Annotated in this window: 10 protein-coding genes; 4 read left to right on the forward strand and 6 right to left on the reverse strand. The window is 44.2% G+C overall.

Annotated elements, in window-relative coordinates; all coding sequences use genetic code 11:
• Window positions 1-5 precede the first annotated feature (5 nt).
• Both B3P16_RS19715 and B3P16_RS19720 read right to left on the reverse strand, forming a co-directional pair.
• Window positions 6-3608: a response regulator gene (locus B3P16_RS19715; protein WP_286754693.1), complete on the reverse strand. Its 3603-nt coding sequence runs from the start codon at window positions 3606-3608 to the stop codon at window positions 6-8.
• Between the two features lie 7 nt (window positions 3609-3615).
• Window positions 3616-5082 carry a response regulator gene (locus B3P16_RS19720; RefSeq protein ID WP_115048486.1) on the reverse strand — a complete coding sequence of 489 codons (1467 nt, stop codon included), beginning with the start codon at window positions 5080-5082 and terminating at the stop codon, window positions 3616-3618.
• A 144-nt stretch (window positions 5083-5226) separates the two neighbouring features.
• Here B3P16_RS19720 and B3P16_RS19725 point away from each other — a divergent pair, with 144 nt between their 5' ends.
• From B3P16_RS19725 to pdeM, 4 genes are read left to right on the forward strand one after another with little or no spacing between them, the layout of a single operon-like run.
• On the forward strand, window positions 5227-6228 hold the full coding sequence (locus tag B3P16_RS19725; RefSeq protein WP_286769350.1) for a ligase-associated DNA damage response exonuclease: 1002 nt from the start codon (window positions 5227-5229) through the stop codon (window positions 6226-6228).
• A 3-nt stretch (window positions 6229-6231) separates the two neighbouring features.
• Window positions 6232-7812, forward strand: a complete 1581-nt coding sequence (locus B3P16_RS19730) for an ATP-dependent DNA ligase (protein WP_286754691.1) — start codon at window positions 6232-6234, stop codon at window positions 7810-7812.
• Window positions 7813-7830: 18 nt separating this feature from the next.
• Window positions 7831-10293: a ligase-associated DNA damage response DEXH box helicase gene (locus B3P16_RS19735; protein WP_286754690.1), complete on the forward strand. Its 2463-nt coding sequence runs from the start codon at window positions 7831-7833 to the stop codon at window positions 10291-10293.
• Window positions 10290-10952 carry a ligase-associated DNA damage response endonuclease PdeM gene (pdeM, locus tag B3P16_RS19740; RefSeq protein ID WP_286754689.1) on the forward strand — a complete coding sequence of 221 codons (663 nt, stop codon included), beginning with the start codon at window positions 10290-10292 and terminating at the stop codon, window positions 10950-10952. The genes B3P16_RS19735 and pdeM overlap by 4 nt, the downstream gene beginning before the upstream one ends.
• A gap of 18 nt (window positions 10953-10970) precedes the next feature.
• Here pdeM and B3P16_RS19745 read toward each other — a convergent pair whose 3' ends face one another.
• From B3P16_RS19745 to B3P16_RS19760, 4 genes are all read right to left on the reverse strand, one after another.
• Window positions 10971-11933: a helix-turn-helix transcriptional regulator gene (locus B3P16_RS19745; protein ID WP_115048478.1), complete on the reverse strand. Its 963-nt coding sequence runs from the start codon at window positions 11931-11933 to the stop codon at window positions 10971-10973.
• Between the two features lie 91 nt (window positions 11934-12024).
• A complete protein-coding gene (locus tag B3P16_RS19750) occupies window positions 12025-12816 on the reverse strand; it encodes a heme ABC transporter ATP-binding protein (protein WP_286754688.1) in 792 nt (263 codons plus the stop codon).
• Window positions 12817-12849: 33 nt separating this feature from the next.
• A complete protein-coding gene (locus tag B3P16_RS19755) occupies window positions 12850-13881 on the reverse strand; it encodes a FecCD family ABC transporter permease (RefSeq protein WP_286754687.1) in 1032 nt (343 codons plus the stop codon).
• Window positions 13882-13886: 5 nt separating this feature from the next.
• Window positions 13887-14744, reverse strand: coding sequence for a heme/hemin ABC transporter substrate-binding protein (locus B3P16_RS19760; RefSeq protein WP_286754686.1), 858 nt, complete (start codon window positions 14742-14744; stop codon window positions 13887-13889).
• Window positions 14745-14830: the final 86 nt, after the last annotated feature.

Raw genomic sequence — 14830 nt, forward strand, 5'->3', positions numbered from 1 at the left:
TGTCCTCAATTTTCATATAACCACACACGCAATAAAGACAAGAGCTGATCGATATCTACCGGCTTCGAGATATAATCCGAAGCTCCTGCCTGAATACATTTTTCTCGGTCGCCGATCATCGACTTCGCCGTAACAGCGATGATTGGTAATCTTGCATAATCAACATGTTGCCTGATATTCTTAATAGTCTCATAGCCATCCATCTCTGGCATCATCATATCCATCAATACGATATCAATAGGTTCTCCTGATGTCAATACTTCCAACGCTTCTTTACCGTCCATTGCAGGAATTACTTTTACTTGAAACTTCTCCAATGCTTTGGTTATTGAAAAGATGTTCCTGACGTCATCGTCAGCAACAAGGACCTTCTTGCCCTTCAATACATCGGTCAAAGCTCCAAGCCCATTGTTCTTCCTTCTGGCGTCGTCTGAATTATTAACCTCAATCAAATGAAGAAACAAGCCGACCTCATCTAGAATCCGTTGATAAGAATGGGCCGTCTTAACAACAACAGAGTCTGCGTATTTCTTAATTTTCAACTCTTCAGCCTTAGACAGGTTCTTGCCTGTAAAGATAATGATCGGCAGGTTCTCTAATCCCTCATGTTGTTTGATTGCTTCTAACGTATGGTAGCCCATTTCATCAGGAACCCCCATGTCCAGAATCACACAGTCCACATCTGCCGTGCGTAAAGCAGTAATACTTTCCTCTACATTATCTTTTACTTCAAGTGATATATTAAAACTACTTAAGAAATAAGACAGTGCACTGGCATGCTTTGGATTTTCTTCAACAATAAGTACCTTCTTCGGTGAACGGCTTAAGGCCGATTCAATTTTTTGGAATACCGAAGTCATTTGCTCCAACGCAACAGGCTTATTAATAAAGTCGATTGCTCCTTTTAATAAACTTTCTTTCTTCACCTCAAGCGAAGACATGATATGAACCGGAATGTGCCGCGTAGCCTTATTGCCCTTCAATTGATCCATGACAGCCCATCCGTCCATGATTGGTAATTGAATATCGAGCAGAATAGCAGCTGGATGATACTTCTGTGCTGCAGGGAGTGCATGATCACCACGAACAACAACTACACCTTTATAGTTTTGTGTATGTGTATATTTCAAGAGTGCCTTGGCAAAATTAACATCATCCTCCACAATCAAAATCACCTTGTCTCCCTCTGCAACCGTATCTCGATCATCTGGAATCTCCTCGGGGATCCTAATTGTGACCGGATTATAGGTATCTTCTTTAACAATCTCAATCACCTCTTCTACTTCCGAAGATATCTCCTCAACCAATTGCTGCTCCTTCGTCAATATCTCTTTGACTTCAACTTTGGACTTCGGAATAATGAACAAAAAGGTACTACCTTTACCCACTTCGCTTTCCAACCTGATCTCTCCACCAAGCAAACGTGCAATCTCCCGGCTAATAGAAAGTCCTAGGCCAGTACCGCCAAACTTCCGCCTCGTCGAGCCATCAGCTTGTTGGAAGGCTTCAAAAATAATTTTCTGCTTTTCAAGTGGTATACCAATACCCGAATCGACTACAGCGAATACCAATCGATCGTGATCACTTGGATCTTCATAGATTTCCAGACGTACTTCGCCTTCTTTGGTAAATTTAATCGCATTTGAAATCAAATTACGGAGTACCTGATCGATGCGAAGCCGATCTCCCTCAAAGCGAGGTGCGATCTTAGCACTGACAGTCGTCTTAAAAGCCAACCCCTTCTCCTTTACAATGGGTAAAAACAGGCTATTCAAATCGGACAAAATATCATGCAGATCCAACGAGGCATAATCCAAGGTCATCTTACCCGATTCAATTTTGGAAAGATCCAAAATCTCATCGATCAAGGTTAACAAACTCGTCCCTGAACTTTGAATGACTTTAGCTGATTCAATCTGATCTGAATTTAAGTTTTTCTCTACATTCTCCGATAGCAAACGAGATAGCAGCAATATCGAATTGAGTGGTGTACGGAGTTCATGGGACATATTAGCCAAAAACTCAGATTTATATTTAGTACTCAGCGCCAACTCTTCGGCTTTCTGCTGAATTTCCTGATTTCGTTCGGCAATCATCAAATTCTTATCTTCAAGCAATCGCGAGCGTTCCTCTAATTCTTGATTGGATTGCATCAGTTCCTCATGTTGCACTTTAAGCTCTTCCTCTGAAGACTGCAAACGCAATGTTTGCGCCTCCAATTCAGTATTTAAACTTTCAAGCTCGGCATGTTGTGTTAATAGCTCTTCAGACTGTACCTGTGTTTCCTCCAGCAATGTCTGGATTTTTGCCCTTCCTTTTGCTGAAACTAGTGCAATCCCAATCTGTCGGGCACATTCATTCAAAAATGTCTGTTCTACCGTAGTAAAACTATCCATCTGACCAACTTCCAATACGCCCAGGACTTGATCATCAACCAGCATCGGTAAGAAAATAATATGCTGCACATGGATCTTTCCATTGGCAAAACTAACCACGTAATCCGTTGCATTCAGATTATGAAGTGTCTTAGATTCCCGGTCAACAAATACCTGCCCAATATAGCCTTCTCCCGGCAAAAAATATCGCTGTGTCTGCATATCCAAACCATATGCTCCTGAAAGTTCCAACTTGTCATCGTTAAAAATATAGATCGCGCCACTGATGGCACCGGTATAATCCACAAGACTTTTGATGGAATCTGCAGCAATTGTTTGCTCACTCTTATTTCCCATCAATCCAGTGTAAAGTTTAGCATATCCAGCATGAAGCCAATCATTATCTGTTAGCTGTTCAAATGATTTTTTCAACGCCTTCGACATCCTATTGACGGCTTTCGCAATTTCACCGAGATCATCGTCTCCGACCTCCTCTGCCTTGACATCATAATCCCCCAATGCGATTCGATTGGTAATCTTCTGAACCAAATTTAAGCGCCTAGAAATACCTTCATCCTTCTCACGTAATGATTTCTCGAGGGCTGCACGCTTCAAGAAGTCGGCACGTAACCTAAAATAAAAATAGCTGGTAATAATAAGAGAAAGTAAGGCACTGATAACAATAAACAAGGTTGTGATAAACGAAGAATTATCCAAATTAGCCGATTTCCTATCGATATTATCGTCCTCATACTGATTAATATCCTTGATAATTGCACGGCACTTATCCATAGCCATTTTACTCTCATCCAATTGTGCTAAGCCGAAAACGCCGCCCCTTCTCTTCGTTGCAACTGATTCCTTTAAAATGTCGAGCCGCCATTTTGCTGCAATTACAAGACTGTCTACTCGAACCTTCTGCACCGGATCCTGCTTGGTGAGGGCTTCTATCTCCTGCAATTCTTTGGGCAAACTTTCCAAGGCATTATTAAAAGGCTCTAAATAGCTTTCTTTACCAGTCAGAAGAAAGCCCCGGTTTCCAGTTTCAGCACCTTGTAACGAAGCTAGTAAACTAGTTGAAGTGCTGATTATTTTTCTTGTTACCGCAAGTTCTTGGCGATGCCTATTTTGCTCCTGTATACCAATGTATGATGCAGTAGAACTAATAAGCAACACGACCAATGAGAAGCCGATCCCCCACGTTAGATTATTGAGTGTCTTACTATTTGGCATTCTTAAATTAATTTAAGGGTAAGGTAAAATAGAAGGTTGCACCACGCTCGCCCGAACTCTCTACACCAATCGTTCCCTGATGGCTTCGTATAATTTCGGCGCAGATGTAAAGGCCTATCCCGAGCCCTTGAAAGTCAAATGATGTTTCTTCCACACGATAAAATTTCTCAAAAACATCGGCTTGCTTTTCCACGGGTATCCCGATGCCGAAGTCGATTACACTGATCTTCACAGCATCGTCGACAACCGTACAATCTACAATGACTTTTTCCGTGCCCGCTGCATATTTGTATGCATTCGTCAAGAAATTAACCAATACCTGCTCCAGACGGATCTCATCACCGTATATTTGTACCGCTGTGATATCACCGGTTCGAATAAGCTTCATGCTGCTTTGGTCATGCGTCTGAACAATGGAATCAACCGCACTTTTTACCATATGCTCAAGTGAGAATACTTTTTTATTGATAAGCAACTTCCCATTGTCAATTTTTGATAGATCCAAAAGATCCGATATAAGGCTGTTGAGTTTATCTATTTGTCCTTGCACCCGATGAACATACCTTGCTTCAGCACTTTCCTCTTCCAGTTTCAACTTGCGGTCAAGCAATTGCATATAGGCCTTTATACTTGTCAACGGTGTTTTCAACTCATGACTGGCAATACTCAGAAACTCATCTTTCTCTTTTTCCGCCCGCTTTTGTGCGTCAATATCGGTGAAAGTTCCTATCCAGTTGCTTTCACTATTTTGCAAGATTGGCCACACCCGCAACAATTGGTATGAATACTCTCCACAATGGGTCTTTTTCAAACGGACTTCCATCTCCAAAGGTTCACCTGACTGAAGGCTACCGTGAAGCGCGGCAGCGATAGGCCGGTCACCAGGGTAAGTCTGCGGAAAAATAGTGGCATCATCAGAAAATTCAAACCAACGGCCATTGACAAAATCAATATTACCGCTCTTGTCACAAGTAAATGCAATTTGAGGAAGCGACTCCAAAAGCGTATGTAAATAGTCCAATTTAGACCGAAGCTCCTGCTGCGCCTGCTTTCGTCGTTCCACTTCAAGCTCCAAGGTCTGCTGAACATCTTTCAATGCCTGCGTCTGCTCATAAAGGCGATAAAACGTCTTGACTTTCAGCATTAGAATATCCGGATCAACAGGTTTGGTGACATAATCCAAACCACCGGAATCATAGCCTTTCGTAATAAATTTTTTATCTGTATTGACCGCAGACAAAAATATGATCGGTGTTTCCTTTGTCTTACTAAAACCGGCGATATTCTCGGCGACTTCAAAGCCGTCCATATCCGGCATTTGAACATCCAATATGATTAATGCATAATTATTTTTTAGGATCTTTTTTAAAGCTTCTTCCCCAGAATGAGCGGTATCAACTTTAAAATTCTTGGATTCCAGCAATTTTTGTAAAGAGTAAATATTATCCGGATTATCATCGACAATTAATATCATAGTGTATTAAAACTTAGCATCAAGGTTAACAAATCTAAAAAAATTAACTGAATACCCCCAACATTAATACGCAAAGACAACAGTAAATTGAAAAGACAGCAAATAAGTAAAACTTTAGCCCACGAAACCCTGTTTTAATGAATAATGATAAGTTTTACATCAAAAGGTATTTACTGTGTTCCGGGCAAGTTTTATCTTGATCCATGGCAACCAGTTGATTTGGCAGTCATCTCCCATGGTCACGCAGATCATGCCCATTGGGGAATGAAGAAATACTTATGCCACCATTTTACGGTCAATATCCTACGAAGTCGCATAGGTCCAGACATTCAGGTTCAAGGTCTTAGCTACAACGAAGCGGTATACATCAATGGAGTCAGGGTCTCCTTACATCCAGCTGGCCATATCATTGGCTCTGCACAGATACGCCTGGAACATAAAGGTAAAGTTGTCGTCTTTACGGGCGATTACAAGATTCAGGACGATGGTTTATCTACGCCGTTCGAACCCATAAAGTGCCATGAACTTATTACAGAAAGTACATTCGGCCTCCCTATTTACCGTTGGGATTCCGTAGAAGCGCAAAATGAAAGCCTACAGACATGGATTAAAACCAATCAGAGCAACAACAAAACCTCTGTGTTTATCGGTTATTCCCTTGGAAAATCGCAGCGCATTCTCAACGCTGTTCATGAGATGGGTCCCGTGTACGTTCATTACAGCATTGCCAAGCTGAACGAAGCCTATAGTCAGGCAGGTATAAAATTGCCAAATTACCGCATCGCCGATTTAAAATCGGAGCTCAAACAGCTTGACAATCAAATTGTGCTGCTACCGCCTGCTCTGCTGGACAGCCAGCTTCTACAGAAAATACCGCATGTTGCCCATGCGATCTGCTCCGGATGGATGCAAATCCGTGGGGCAAGGCGATGGCGCAGCGCTGATGCCGGCTTTGCGATCAGCGATCATGCCGACTGGCAGGGCTTATTGCAGGCGGTACGTGGTAGCGCTGCCGAAAAAGTATATGTCACACACGGACAGACAGCAACATTTGCCAAATATCTGAATGAAATCGGTATTGAGGCCGAAGAAGTTAAAACGCAATACGGAGATGAAGAGGACCCTCAAAGCCAAACCACAGAATAGCCTATGAAAGAATTTGCCACATTGATCCATGCGCTTGACAGCAGCAATAAGACCAATTCGAAAAAAGAAGCTATTTTAACTTTTTTCAATCAGGCTTCCGAAAAAGACAAACTTTGGTTTCTTGCCCTGATGACCGGCAAGAGACCGAAACGAAGCATCGCGATCAAGGATCTTAAAACATGGGCCTTAGAAATCACCGGAATCCCCGAATGGTTGTTTATAGAATCGTATGCTGCCGTAGGCGATCTGGCCGAGACCTTATCGTTGCTGCTCCCACCACCATCACAGCAGATCGAAAAAAGCCTGAGTGAATGGATGGACGAGATCATTGCCATCCGGGATGACAGTATAGCCCAAAAAAAGGCTTTTGTCCTTCATTCCTGGAATGCACTAAATACCGTAGAGCGTTTCATTTTCAATAAACTGCTCGGCGGCAGCTTTAGACTGGGAGTTTCCGATAAGGGATTAATCAATACAATCGCGCAGTATACCAACACTGAAGCAAGCGCTGTAGCGCATAGTATCATGGGCGAATGGAATCCGCATGCGGTAGAATTCGACAAACTCGTCAATGGCGCTTACAGCGATACCAACCGCTCCAAACCTTATCCATTCTGCCTTGCTTATCCTTTAGAAAAGGCCCCCGAAGACCTAGGCTCTCTCAACGAATGGCAGGCAGAATACAAATGGGACGGTATACGTGGCCAGCTCATCAAGCGCGAAGATGAAATACATATCTGGTCTCGCGGAGAGGAACTCGTGACAGCGCAGTTCCCTGAAATTACCGAGGCCCTCCATCAGTGGAAAGGAAATTTTGTGCTTGATGGCGAAATCCTAGCTGTCAGAGACGGCGGTGTCCTCAACTTTTCCGAACTGCAAAAACGAATCAACCGAAAGACCATTCCAAAGTCACTACGTGAAGAAGTACCTATTTCAGTCTACCTTTATGATATTGTCGAACTGGATGGCATCGATCTGCGCGATAAGCCTCTTAATTACAGACGTACACTGCTAGAACAGTGTTATGCTGCAAATCCTCCAGGTGCTTTAGAGCTGTCACCTTTGATACATGCAGCAGATTGGTCCGCGCTACAAGACATTCAGGCAAACTCGCGCGAGGTCAACAGCGAAGGACTTATGCTCAAGAAAAAGGACTCCGCTTATCATGCCGGCCGCAAAAAAGGCGACTGGTGGAAATGGAAGGTAAACCCCATGAGTATAGACGCTGTCCTCATTTATGCACAGAAAGGAAGTGGCCGCCGAAGTGCCCATTATACCGATTATACTTTTGCCGTAAAGGATGACGATCAGCTTGTAACGATCGCAAAAGCCTATTCAGGTCTTACAGACAAGGAAATTCTAGAAGTTAGCCGCTTTGTAAAACAAAATTCTTTAGAGAAATTCGGCCCCGTAAGAACCGTTAAACCTGAACTAGTTTTTGAAATTGCCTTTGAAGGCATTGGATACAGCAAACGTCATAAATCGGGTGTCGCGCTACGTTTTCCGAGGATATTACGCTGGCGAAAAGACAAGACCGCCGCAGAGATCGATAGTCTTGAAGATATTAAAAAGTTGATACAATAAGGCATAGCTTCATACACATTGAACGAAAAAATAGCATATAGTGACGGCTTTCGAATAATCAGTGATTATTTTAAATCGCAGGGAAACGCCCCTTTTAGCTTCCAGACCAAGGCCTGGGAAAAATATGCGCAAGGATATAGCGGGCTGGTCATCGCGCCTACAGGGTTTGGGAAGACTTTCTCCCTTTTTATGGCCGTACTGATGGACTTCCTCAATCATCCGGAACACTATCAAAAGGGGCTAAAGCTCCTTTGGATTACGCCCCTACGCTCTTTGGCCAAAGATCTGGCGCGGGCCATGCAAACAGCAATAGATGAAATTGGACTCGACTGGATCGTACAGGTGCGTAATGGTGACACCGATCCCAAGATCAAAGCGCAGCAAACCCGCTCCATGCCTGACGTTTTACTCGTTACTCCAGAAAGCCTGCACTTACTGCTTGCTCAAAAACAACGCGATAAATATTTTAAAAATCTCCGATGTGTGACGGTTGACGAGTGGCACGAGCTCATGGGCAACAAACGCGGCGTAATGGTCGAACTGGCACTTTCCTTTCTGAAAGCATATATAAAAAACCTACGCGTTTGGGGTATCACAGCCACCATCGGAAACCTTGAAGAAGCGATGGAAGTTTTGCTTCCACAAGCTGCAAAACGTATCCAGATTGTTGCCAAGGAGAAAAAGAAAATTGCCATCAAACCGATATTCCCCAGCACAGTGGAACTGCTTCCCTGGGCAGGGCATCTCGGCGGCAACCTCGTAGATCAGGTCGTCCCGATTATACTTGCCAGTAAAAGTACGATCCTCTTTACCAACACACGGAGCCAAAGTGAGATGTGGTACCAATTGCTGCTGCAGGCTCACCCCGATTTTGCTGGACAAATAGCCTTGCATCACAGCTCCATTGACGCCCATATCCGCGAATGGATCGAAGACAATCTCAGCAGCGGCAAACTTAAAGCGGTCGTGTCAACCTCCTCCTTGGACTTAGGGGTAGATTTCAAACCTGTAGATACAGTCATACAAGTTGGTTCCAGTAAAGGTGTAGCTCGATTTATGCAACGCGCTGGAAGAAGTGGACATAGCCCATTTGAAACTTCCACGATCTATTTCGTCCCCACACATTCCCTGGAGCTCATCGAGGTCGCCGCCTTGAAGGAGGCCGTAAAAACGCAGACGATCGAAAACCGGGATCCCATGGTTCAGACCTTCGATGTGCTCGTTCAATTCATGGTAACCATCGCCTTGGGCGGTGGATTTCGTTCGGAAGAACTGCATGCAATCGTCGCCAATACCCATGCCTTTCACTACATGGAAACGGAAGAATGGCAATGGTGTATGTATTTTATTACCGCGGGTGGAAAAATTGGAAAACGCTACGAAGAATTTCACAAGGTTATCCAAGATGAAGATGGCAAATGGATCATCAAAAACCGTCGTCTTGCACTACTTCACAGACTCAATATAGGTGCCATTGTCGGTGATGCCATGATGCGCGTGAAGTTTCTCTCCGGTGGTTACATCGGCATGATCGAAGAATATTTTATTAGCAAACTAAAAAAAGGTGAACGCTTTATCCTTGCGGGGCGGATACTCGAAGTAGCGATGGTCAAGGAAATGACGGTATTCGTAAGAAATTCGTCGGGTAAAGCCATTACTCCAAGCTGGCTCGGTGGCAGACTTCCCTTATCGTCCAATTTGAGCCATTTCCTGAGAAAAAAATTGGCTGCAGCAGCCAGCGCTCCTTCCAGTGAAAAAGAGCTTCATTTCCTGGCGCCACTGATCGAAAAACAGGCTGAACTTTCAGCCGTGCCAAGTGAAGCGGAATTCCTCGTCGAACATATCAAAACCAGGGAAGGCCATCATCTATTTTTCTACCCCTTGGAAGGCCGATTGATCCATGAAGTCATGGCAGCGCTTGTCGCCTACCGCATCAGCAAGTTGTACCCCATCAGCTTTTCCATGGCCATGAACGACTATGGCTTCGAACTCTATTCCGATAAGGAAATTCAGCTCAGTCAAATGCAGCTCGAACAGGTACTGAGCCGCAGCAATCTGATGGAAGATGTGATCAGTAGTATTAACTCTGCAGAAATGGCCAGCCGCAAATTTAGGGATATCGCTGTCATCTCGGGACTGGTTGTGCAGAACTATCCGGGCACCCAGCAAAACAACAAATCATTACAGGCCTCATCAGGGATTATTTTCCGCGTACTGATGGAACACGATCCCACTAACCTTTTGCTCAAACAGGCTTTTACCGAAGTGTTCAACCAGCAACTGGAAGAACATCGGTTAATAAATGCATTCGAAAGGATCAATCAGAGCAAAATACGTTATACCTTTGTCGAAGAGTATACGCCATTGAGCTTTCCGATAAAAGTGGATAGCCTCCGGCAATCCCTGTCGAGCGAAGCCTTGATTGAACGGATTCAACGCATGGAAAAGACCAATGCTCAAAAAAAGAAGCGCAGAAAATGAAAATCGGAGAACGAACAATTACATTCAATAAACAGGAATTAACCCTTAACACACAACGCTCTATATACTGGAAAGACCAAAAAACGTTAATCTTATCTGACCTACATCTGGGCAAAGCGGCACATTTCAGAAAGCATGGCATTGCTATCCCGACGGATACTGCCATAACGGACCTTACTCGATTAGAATCCCTAATAGCGTACTATCAAGCTAAGCAAGTCATCGTTGTCGGCGATCTCATTCATGCCGGCATTAATCAGGAAGTACTTTTACTGGAATCATTCAGACAACGCCACCCTGAGCTCCACCTTCATCTTGTCAAAGGCAATCACGACCGCCTATCGCAACAAATGGGCATTCGCTTCGGTATAGAGCATCATAAAGAAGTTTTCGAAATGCAACAGATCCAATTTAAACACCACCCCGCTGATGCAGCAGATTCCTCTTCATTTCGGATTAGTGGACATATCCATCCGGGTATCAGCCTGGTTATTCCACCGAAACGGAAGGTTCGCCTACCCTGTTTTCTGGTATCTACTCATCAGATTATCCTTCCCGCTTTTAGTACTTTTACGGGATTGGACAGCAAAGACCTGTCTTCCCTATATCAAAGTTATGCTATTTCGGACGATCATATCTTCCCGATCAGAAGAAACTAATCCAAGCAGCAGTTTATATTACATCTTGAGCTCCCCGGGAGAGATTCCGTAATATTTTTTAAAAGCACTGCTAAAATTATTCTGGTGACCATAGCCCGTCAACAAGGCCACCTCATAGACAGTCATTTTATCTTCGAGCAGATAACTTTTGGCTTTTTCCATGCGCACCCGTGTAAGGTAGTCGTGAATGGTCACTGAAAAATATTCCTTAAAGTCCTTACGCAATTTGCTTTCACTGGTCAACACCTCCGCGGCCAGTTCTTTTTGCGTCGGCGGATTGGCAATACGCTGTTCAAGAATCTGCCGTGCCATCTCCAACCTTTGCACATCCTCCTCATGAAAGAGCGAATCATTGCTTTCCGTTTTTTCATTATATTGCTCAAACTGATACATCAGCAGCTCAACAACACGCGACTCGGTATGAAGCCTGCGGATTTCGCCCTTTTTTTTGGATTCAATCAGCTCGGTTATGGTATGCTGCATCTCATAGGTCGCCATCAGATCTTCTTCTGAGAAGGAAACGTATTCGCCTTTTTCGATCTCATGCACAAATTGCTGATGCAATAACGAATCGCGTTTGATCAGATTGAGGTAATACTCTTTGGAAATAACAGCTATAAAATAAGTATACTCAATACCGGGTTCCACTTCATGGATGGATTTGACCGAGGGAATGTAGCGTATATTATGCCGGCTCATGCCGTAAGGCAATTTGCTATCCGTCGGCTTAAAGAAAATAAACTGGCTGGTTATGGTCTCGCCCTCGATCTCCGTAAGAACCTGCACTGGCCGATCAAACTGCATTTTCGAATGCAAGATAAACAATCCTGAAGTCGATAGCTGAAAATTCTCCATATGGACCGGATCTTTGGATATGGATATCCTATTTTCGACCAAAGGTTTGTCGGGAACATAGCCATCCGGAATTTCTTCTTCAAAAAGCCAATCTGCCAACTCTACTATTTTACTTTTCACCAACATGATTACAAATCCTAAATAAGCCTGAAGCAGTTAAAATTAACGAAATAAGATGGTATTTTAAAATTATTTATAATCTTTCTAAATAACAGGATTAATCCAAGTCAATATCCATTTCCTCCAACTGAACATAAGGTTTCAATGTTCTTGGATTCATAATGACACTGGACTCGACCGAAAAGATCGTATAGATCTCCTTTTGGGCCAACACTTCCACCGGGGTACCATGAAAGAGCTTGCGGCCATTTTTGAGCATCAGAATTCGATCGGCATACATGGCAGCAAAATTGACGTCATGCACAATCAGCACCACCATAAATCCTTTTCGGGCAAGTGCCCGTGCAATGGCCAGTACTTTCTGCTGATAATGCAGATCCAATGCAGAAATAGGTTCGTCCAATAACAACAGTGCATCTGGGTTATCCCATATCTGCGCCAGGATACGTGCCAGATGAACACGCTGCTGTTCACCGCCGGAAAGACTCAAAAAATCCCGTTCAGCAAAGGCAGATACTCCACAAAGTTCCATGGTTTCGGCCACGATTTTATAGTCCTGTTGTTTGGGCGTATTCCTATAATGCGGATACCGCCCCATCAGCACGATCTCTTCTACGTTAAAGCTCAATGTCATCTGCTGCTGTTGACTCAGTAAAGCCCTACATTTGGCCAAAGCCGCAGGTTCGTATGTCGATAGCGCCTTGCCATTGAGATGAACAGCACCCGAATCCGGCTTCTTTTCACCACAAAGCACCCCCATCAGCGTCGATTTACCAGCGCCATTGGCTCCGAGGATTGCCAGGATTTCACCTTTACGTACCTGAAAGGTAATATCCTTCAGGAGCTTTCGTCCGTTTACTTCGTAGTTGATCTTCTCTACACGTAGCATAATGCAATTATTTTTAAAGCCTCTGCCAAAAGACTATTTATCTTTGATTAAAATATACAAAAATACCGGTGTACCCAATAAAGCTGTAATGACGCCGATGGGCAATTCAATGGGTGCAACAGCAACCCGGGCAATCACATCTGCCAACGTCAGCACCAACGCCCCCAATAACAATGAACCAGGAAGTACAAATCGGTGATCCGCCCCGCCCATCAGACGAACGGTATGCGGAACAATCAATCCCACAAAACCAATGATCCCCGATACCGCAACGGATGCTCCCACAGCAAGTGTGGATAAAACAACCACCCAGCGTTTGACGCGATCGGTACGCATACCCAAAAGATCTGCCTGCAACTCCCCGAGGGAAAAGGCATTCAGCGACTTTCCAAAAAAGGGTAAGATCAGCACCGGGATCAAAATAAATGGCGCCAAAGCCCTTAAGTTATCCCAAGTAGCCCCACCAAGACTACCCAGCATCCAAAAAGTGATCGTACGTAACTGTTGCTCTGTAGACATATAGGTCATCAAACCTGTCAGCGCACCCGCAAAGGCATTGATGGCAATACCTGCCAACAACATCGTCGTCACATTAGGGCGGCCATTTTTACTGGCAATACGGTAAACCAAAAAAGCGGTCAAACCAGCGCCCACAAAAGCGCCAAAAGCCAATATATAATAGCCAATCCAAGCAGCCAAAGAGGTAAAGAGAAAAGTCTCAAAGGCAATGATCAGTACCGCAAAAAGAGAAGCTCCAGATGAAATCCCGATCAATCCGGGCTCCGCTAAGGGGTTGCGGAATATACCCTGGATCGCAGCACCCGATATACCCAATGCTGCACCCACCAAAAGTCCGAGCAAAAGACGCGGCATACGAATCTCAAAAAGAACATCTTCGTGCATATTATGCACACCTCCCGCACTTCCGAAGTGCAATTTTTGCGTCAACATCCTTAAGATATCAGCGGGTGGAATATGGTAAGCCCCCATCCCCAAGGCAACAATACTGACAACAACCAATACCAGGCCCAAAGTCAATAGGATAAATTTCTGTTTCTTTTGCACCGGCTTTATTTTGAATCCATCACTTTTCCAAATCCACGGTGCAATGCTAAGATTGCGTCTGGCAGCCGATTACTGAAATTGACCAGCAGCGAGGCATTCATCACCAAGATACGTTCGTTTTTACCCGCATTCGTAATACGCATCCCCGGCAATTTGAGGATAGCATCCTCACCGCCAAGACTACTTGCGCCAAAATCAAATAGCAACACAATATCTGGATTGGCCTGCACCAGCGCTTCCGTTGTATAGGGTTTGAAATCCGAAAATTCCTGAACCGCGTTTTTACCACCAGCCAGATTAATCATCGCATCCAGACTACTGCCTTTACCCGCTACACTCATGGTACCCGTACCACGGGCATATAAAAACAATACTTTGGGTGCCGCTTTACCCTGATTTTCCTTTTTCACCAATTCCATGGTATGATCCAGGCTTAATTTTGTTCGCGAAACCAGATTTTTACCGGCAGCAGATTCACCGACGGCGTCTGCGACCTCCTGGATGTAACGAAGTGCACCCGGAACAGAATAGTTTGGTTTAATGGAGACAAATTTCACACCAGCCGCACGAATCTGCTGAATGACCGATTTGGATACATCGCCTTCATTCGCAATAACGATGCTTGGCTTAAAAGATAATAAACCTTCGGCCGATACCGAACGGTTCTTGCTTACCCTCGGCAAGGCCGCCGCTGCTTTGGGCGATATACTTGTCACATCGGTAGCGACCATGTGCTCACCTATTCCCAGTCCATAGATCGTTTCGGTCAACGAACTGTTTAACGTAATGATTCTCTGCTGTGCCATTGCCCATCCACCGATTTGCATCAAAAAACACAGTATAATAACATAAAATCTACTCATTGTAATTCTTTATCTCCACTATGGCGATAGCGGATCACCAGGAATGGTTTTACCTCTCGCCGTTCAACTTGAGTACAAAACAAATC

Origin of the sequence: Sphingobacterium sp. UBA7631, assembly GCF_002483935.1 — a bacterium.
GTDB lineage: Bacteria > Bacteroidota > Bacteroidia > Sphingobacteriales > Sphingobacteriaceae > Sphingobacterium > Sphingobacterium multivorum.

Excerpts from the sequence above, each read along its gene's own strand:
- B3P16_RS19750 (WP_286754688.1), bottom strand. The coding sequence starts at position 12,816 with ATGCTACGTGTAGAGAAGATCAACTACGAAGTAAACGGACGAAAGCTC.
- B3P16_RS19715 (WP_286754693.1), bottom strand. The coding sequence starts at position 3,608 with ATGCCAAATAGTAAGACACTCAATAATCTAACGTGGGGGATCGGCTTC.
- B3P16_RS19760 (WP_286754686.1), bottom strand. The coding sequence starts at position 14,744 with ATGAGTAGATTTTATGTTATTATACTGTGTTTTTTGATGCAAATCGGT.
- pdeM (WP_286754689.1), top strand. The coding sequence starts at position 10,290 with ATGAAAATCGGAGAACGAACAATTACATTCAATAAACAGGAATTAACC.
- B3P16_RS19725 (WP_286769350.1), top strand. The coding sequence starts at position 5,227 with ATGATAAGTTTTACATCAAAAGGTATTTACTGTGTTCCGGGCAAGTTT.
- B3P16_RS19745 (WP_115048478.1), bottom strand. The coding sequence starts at position 11,933 with ATGTTGGTGAAAAGTAAAATAGTAGAGTTGGCAGATTGGCTTTTTGAA.
- B3P16_RS19730 (WP_286754691.1), top strand. The coding sequence starts at position 6,232 with ATGAAAGAATTTGCCACATTGATCCATGCGCTTGACAGCAGCAATAAG.
- B3P16_RS19720 (WP_115048486.1), bottom strand. The coding sequence starts at position 5,082 with ATGATATTAATTGTCGATGATAATCCGGATAATATTTACTCTTTACAA.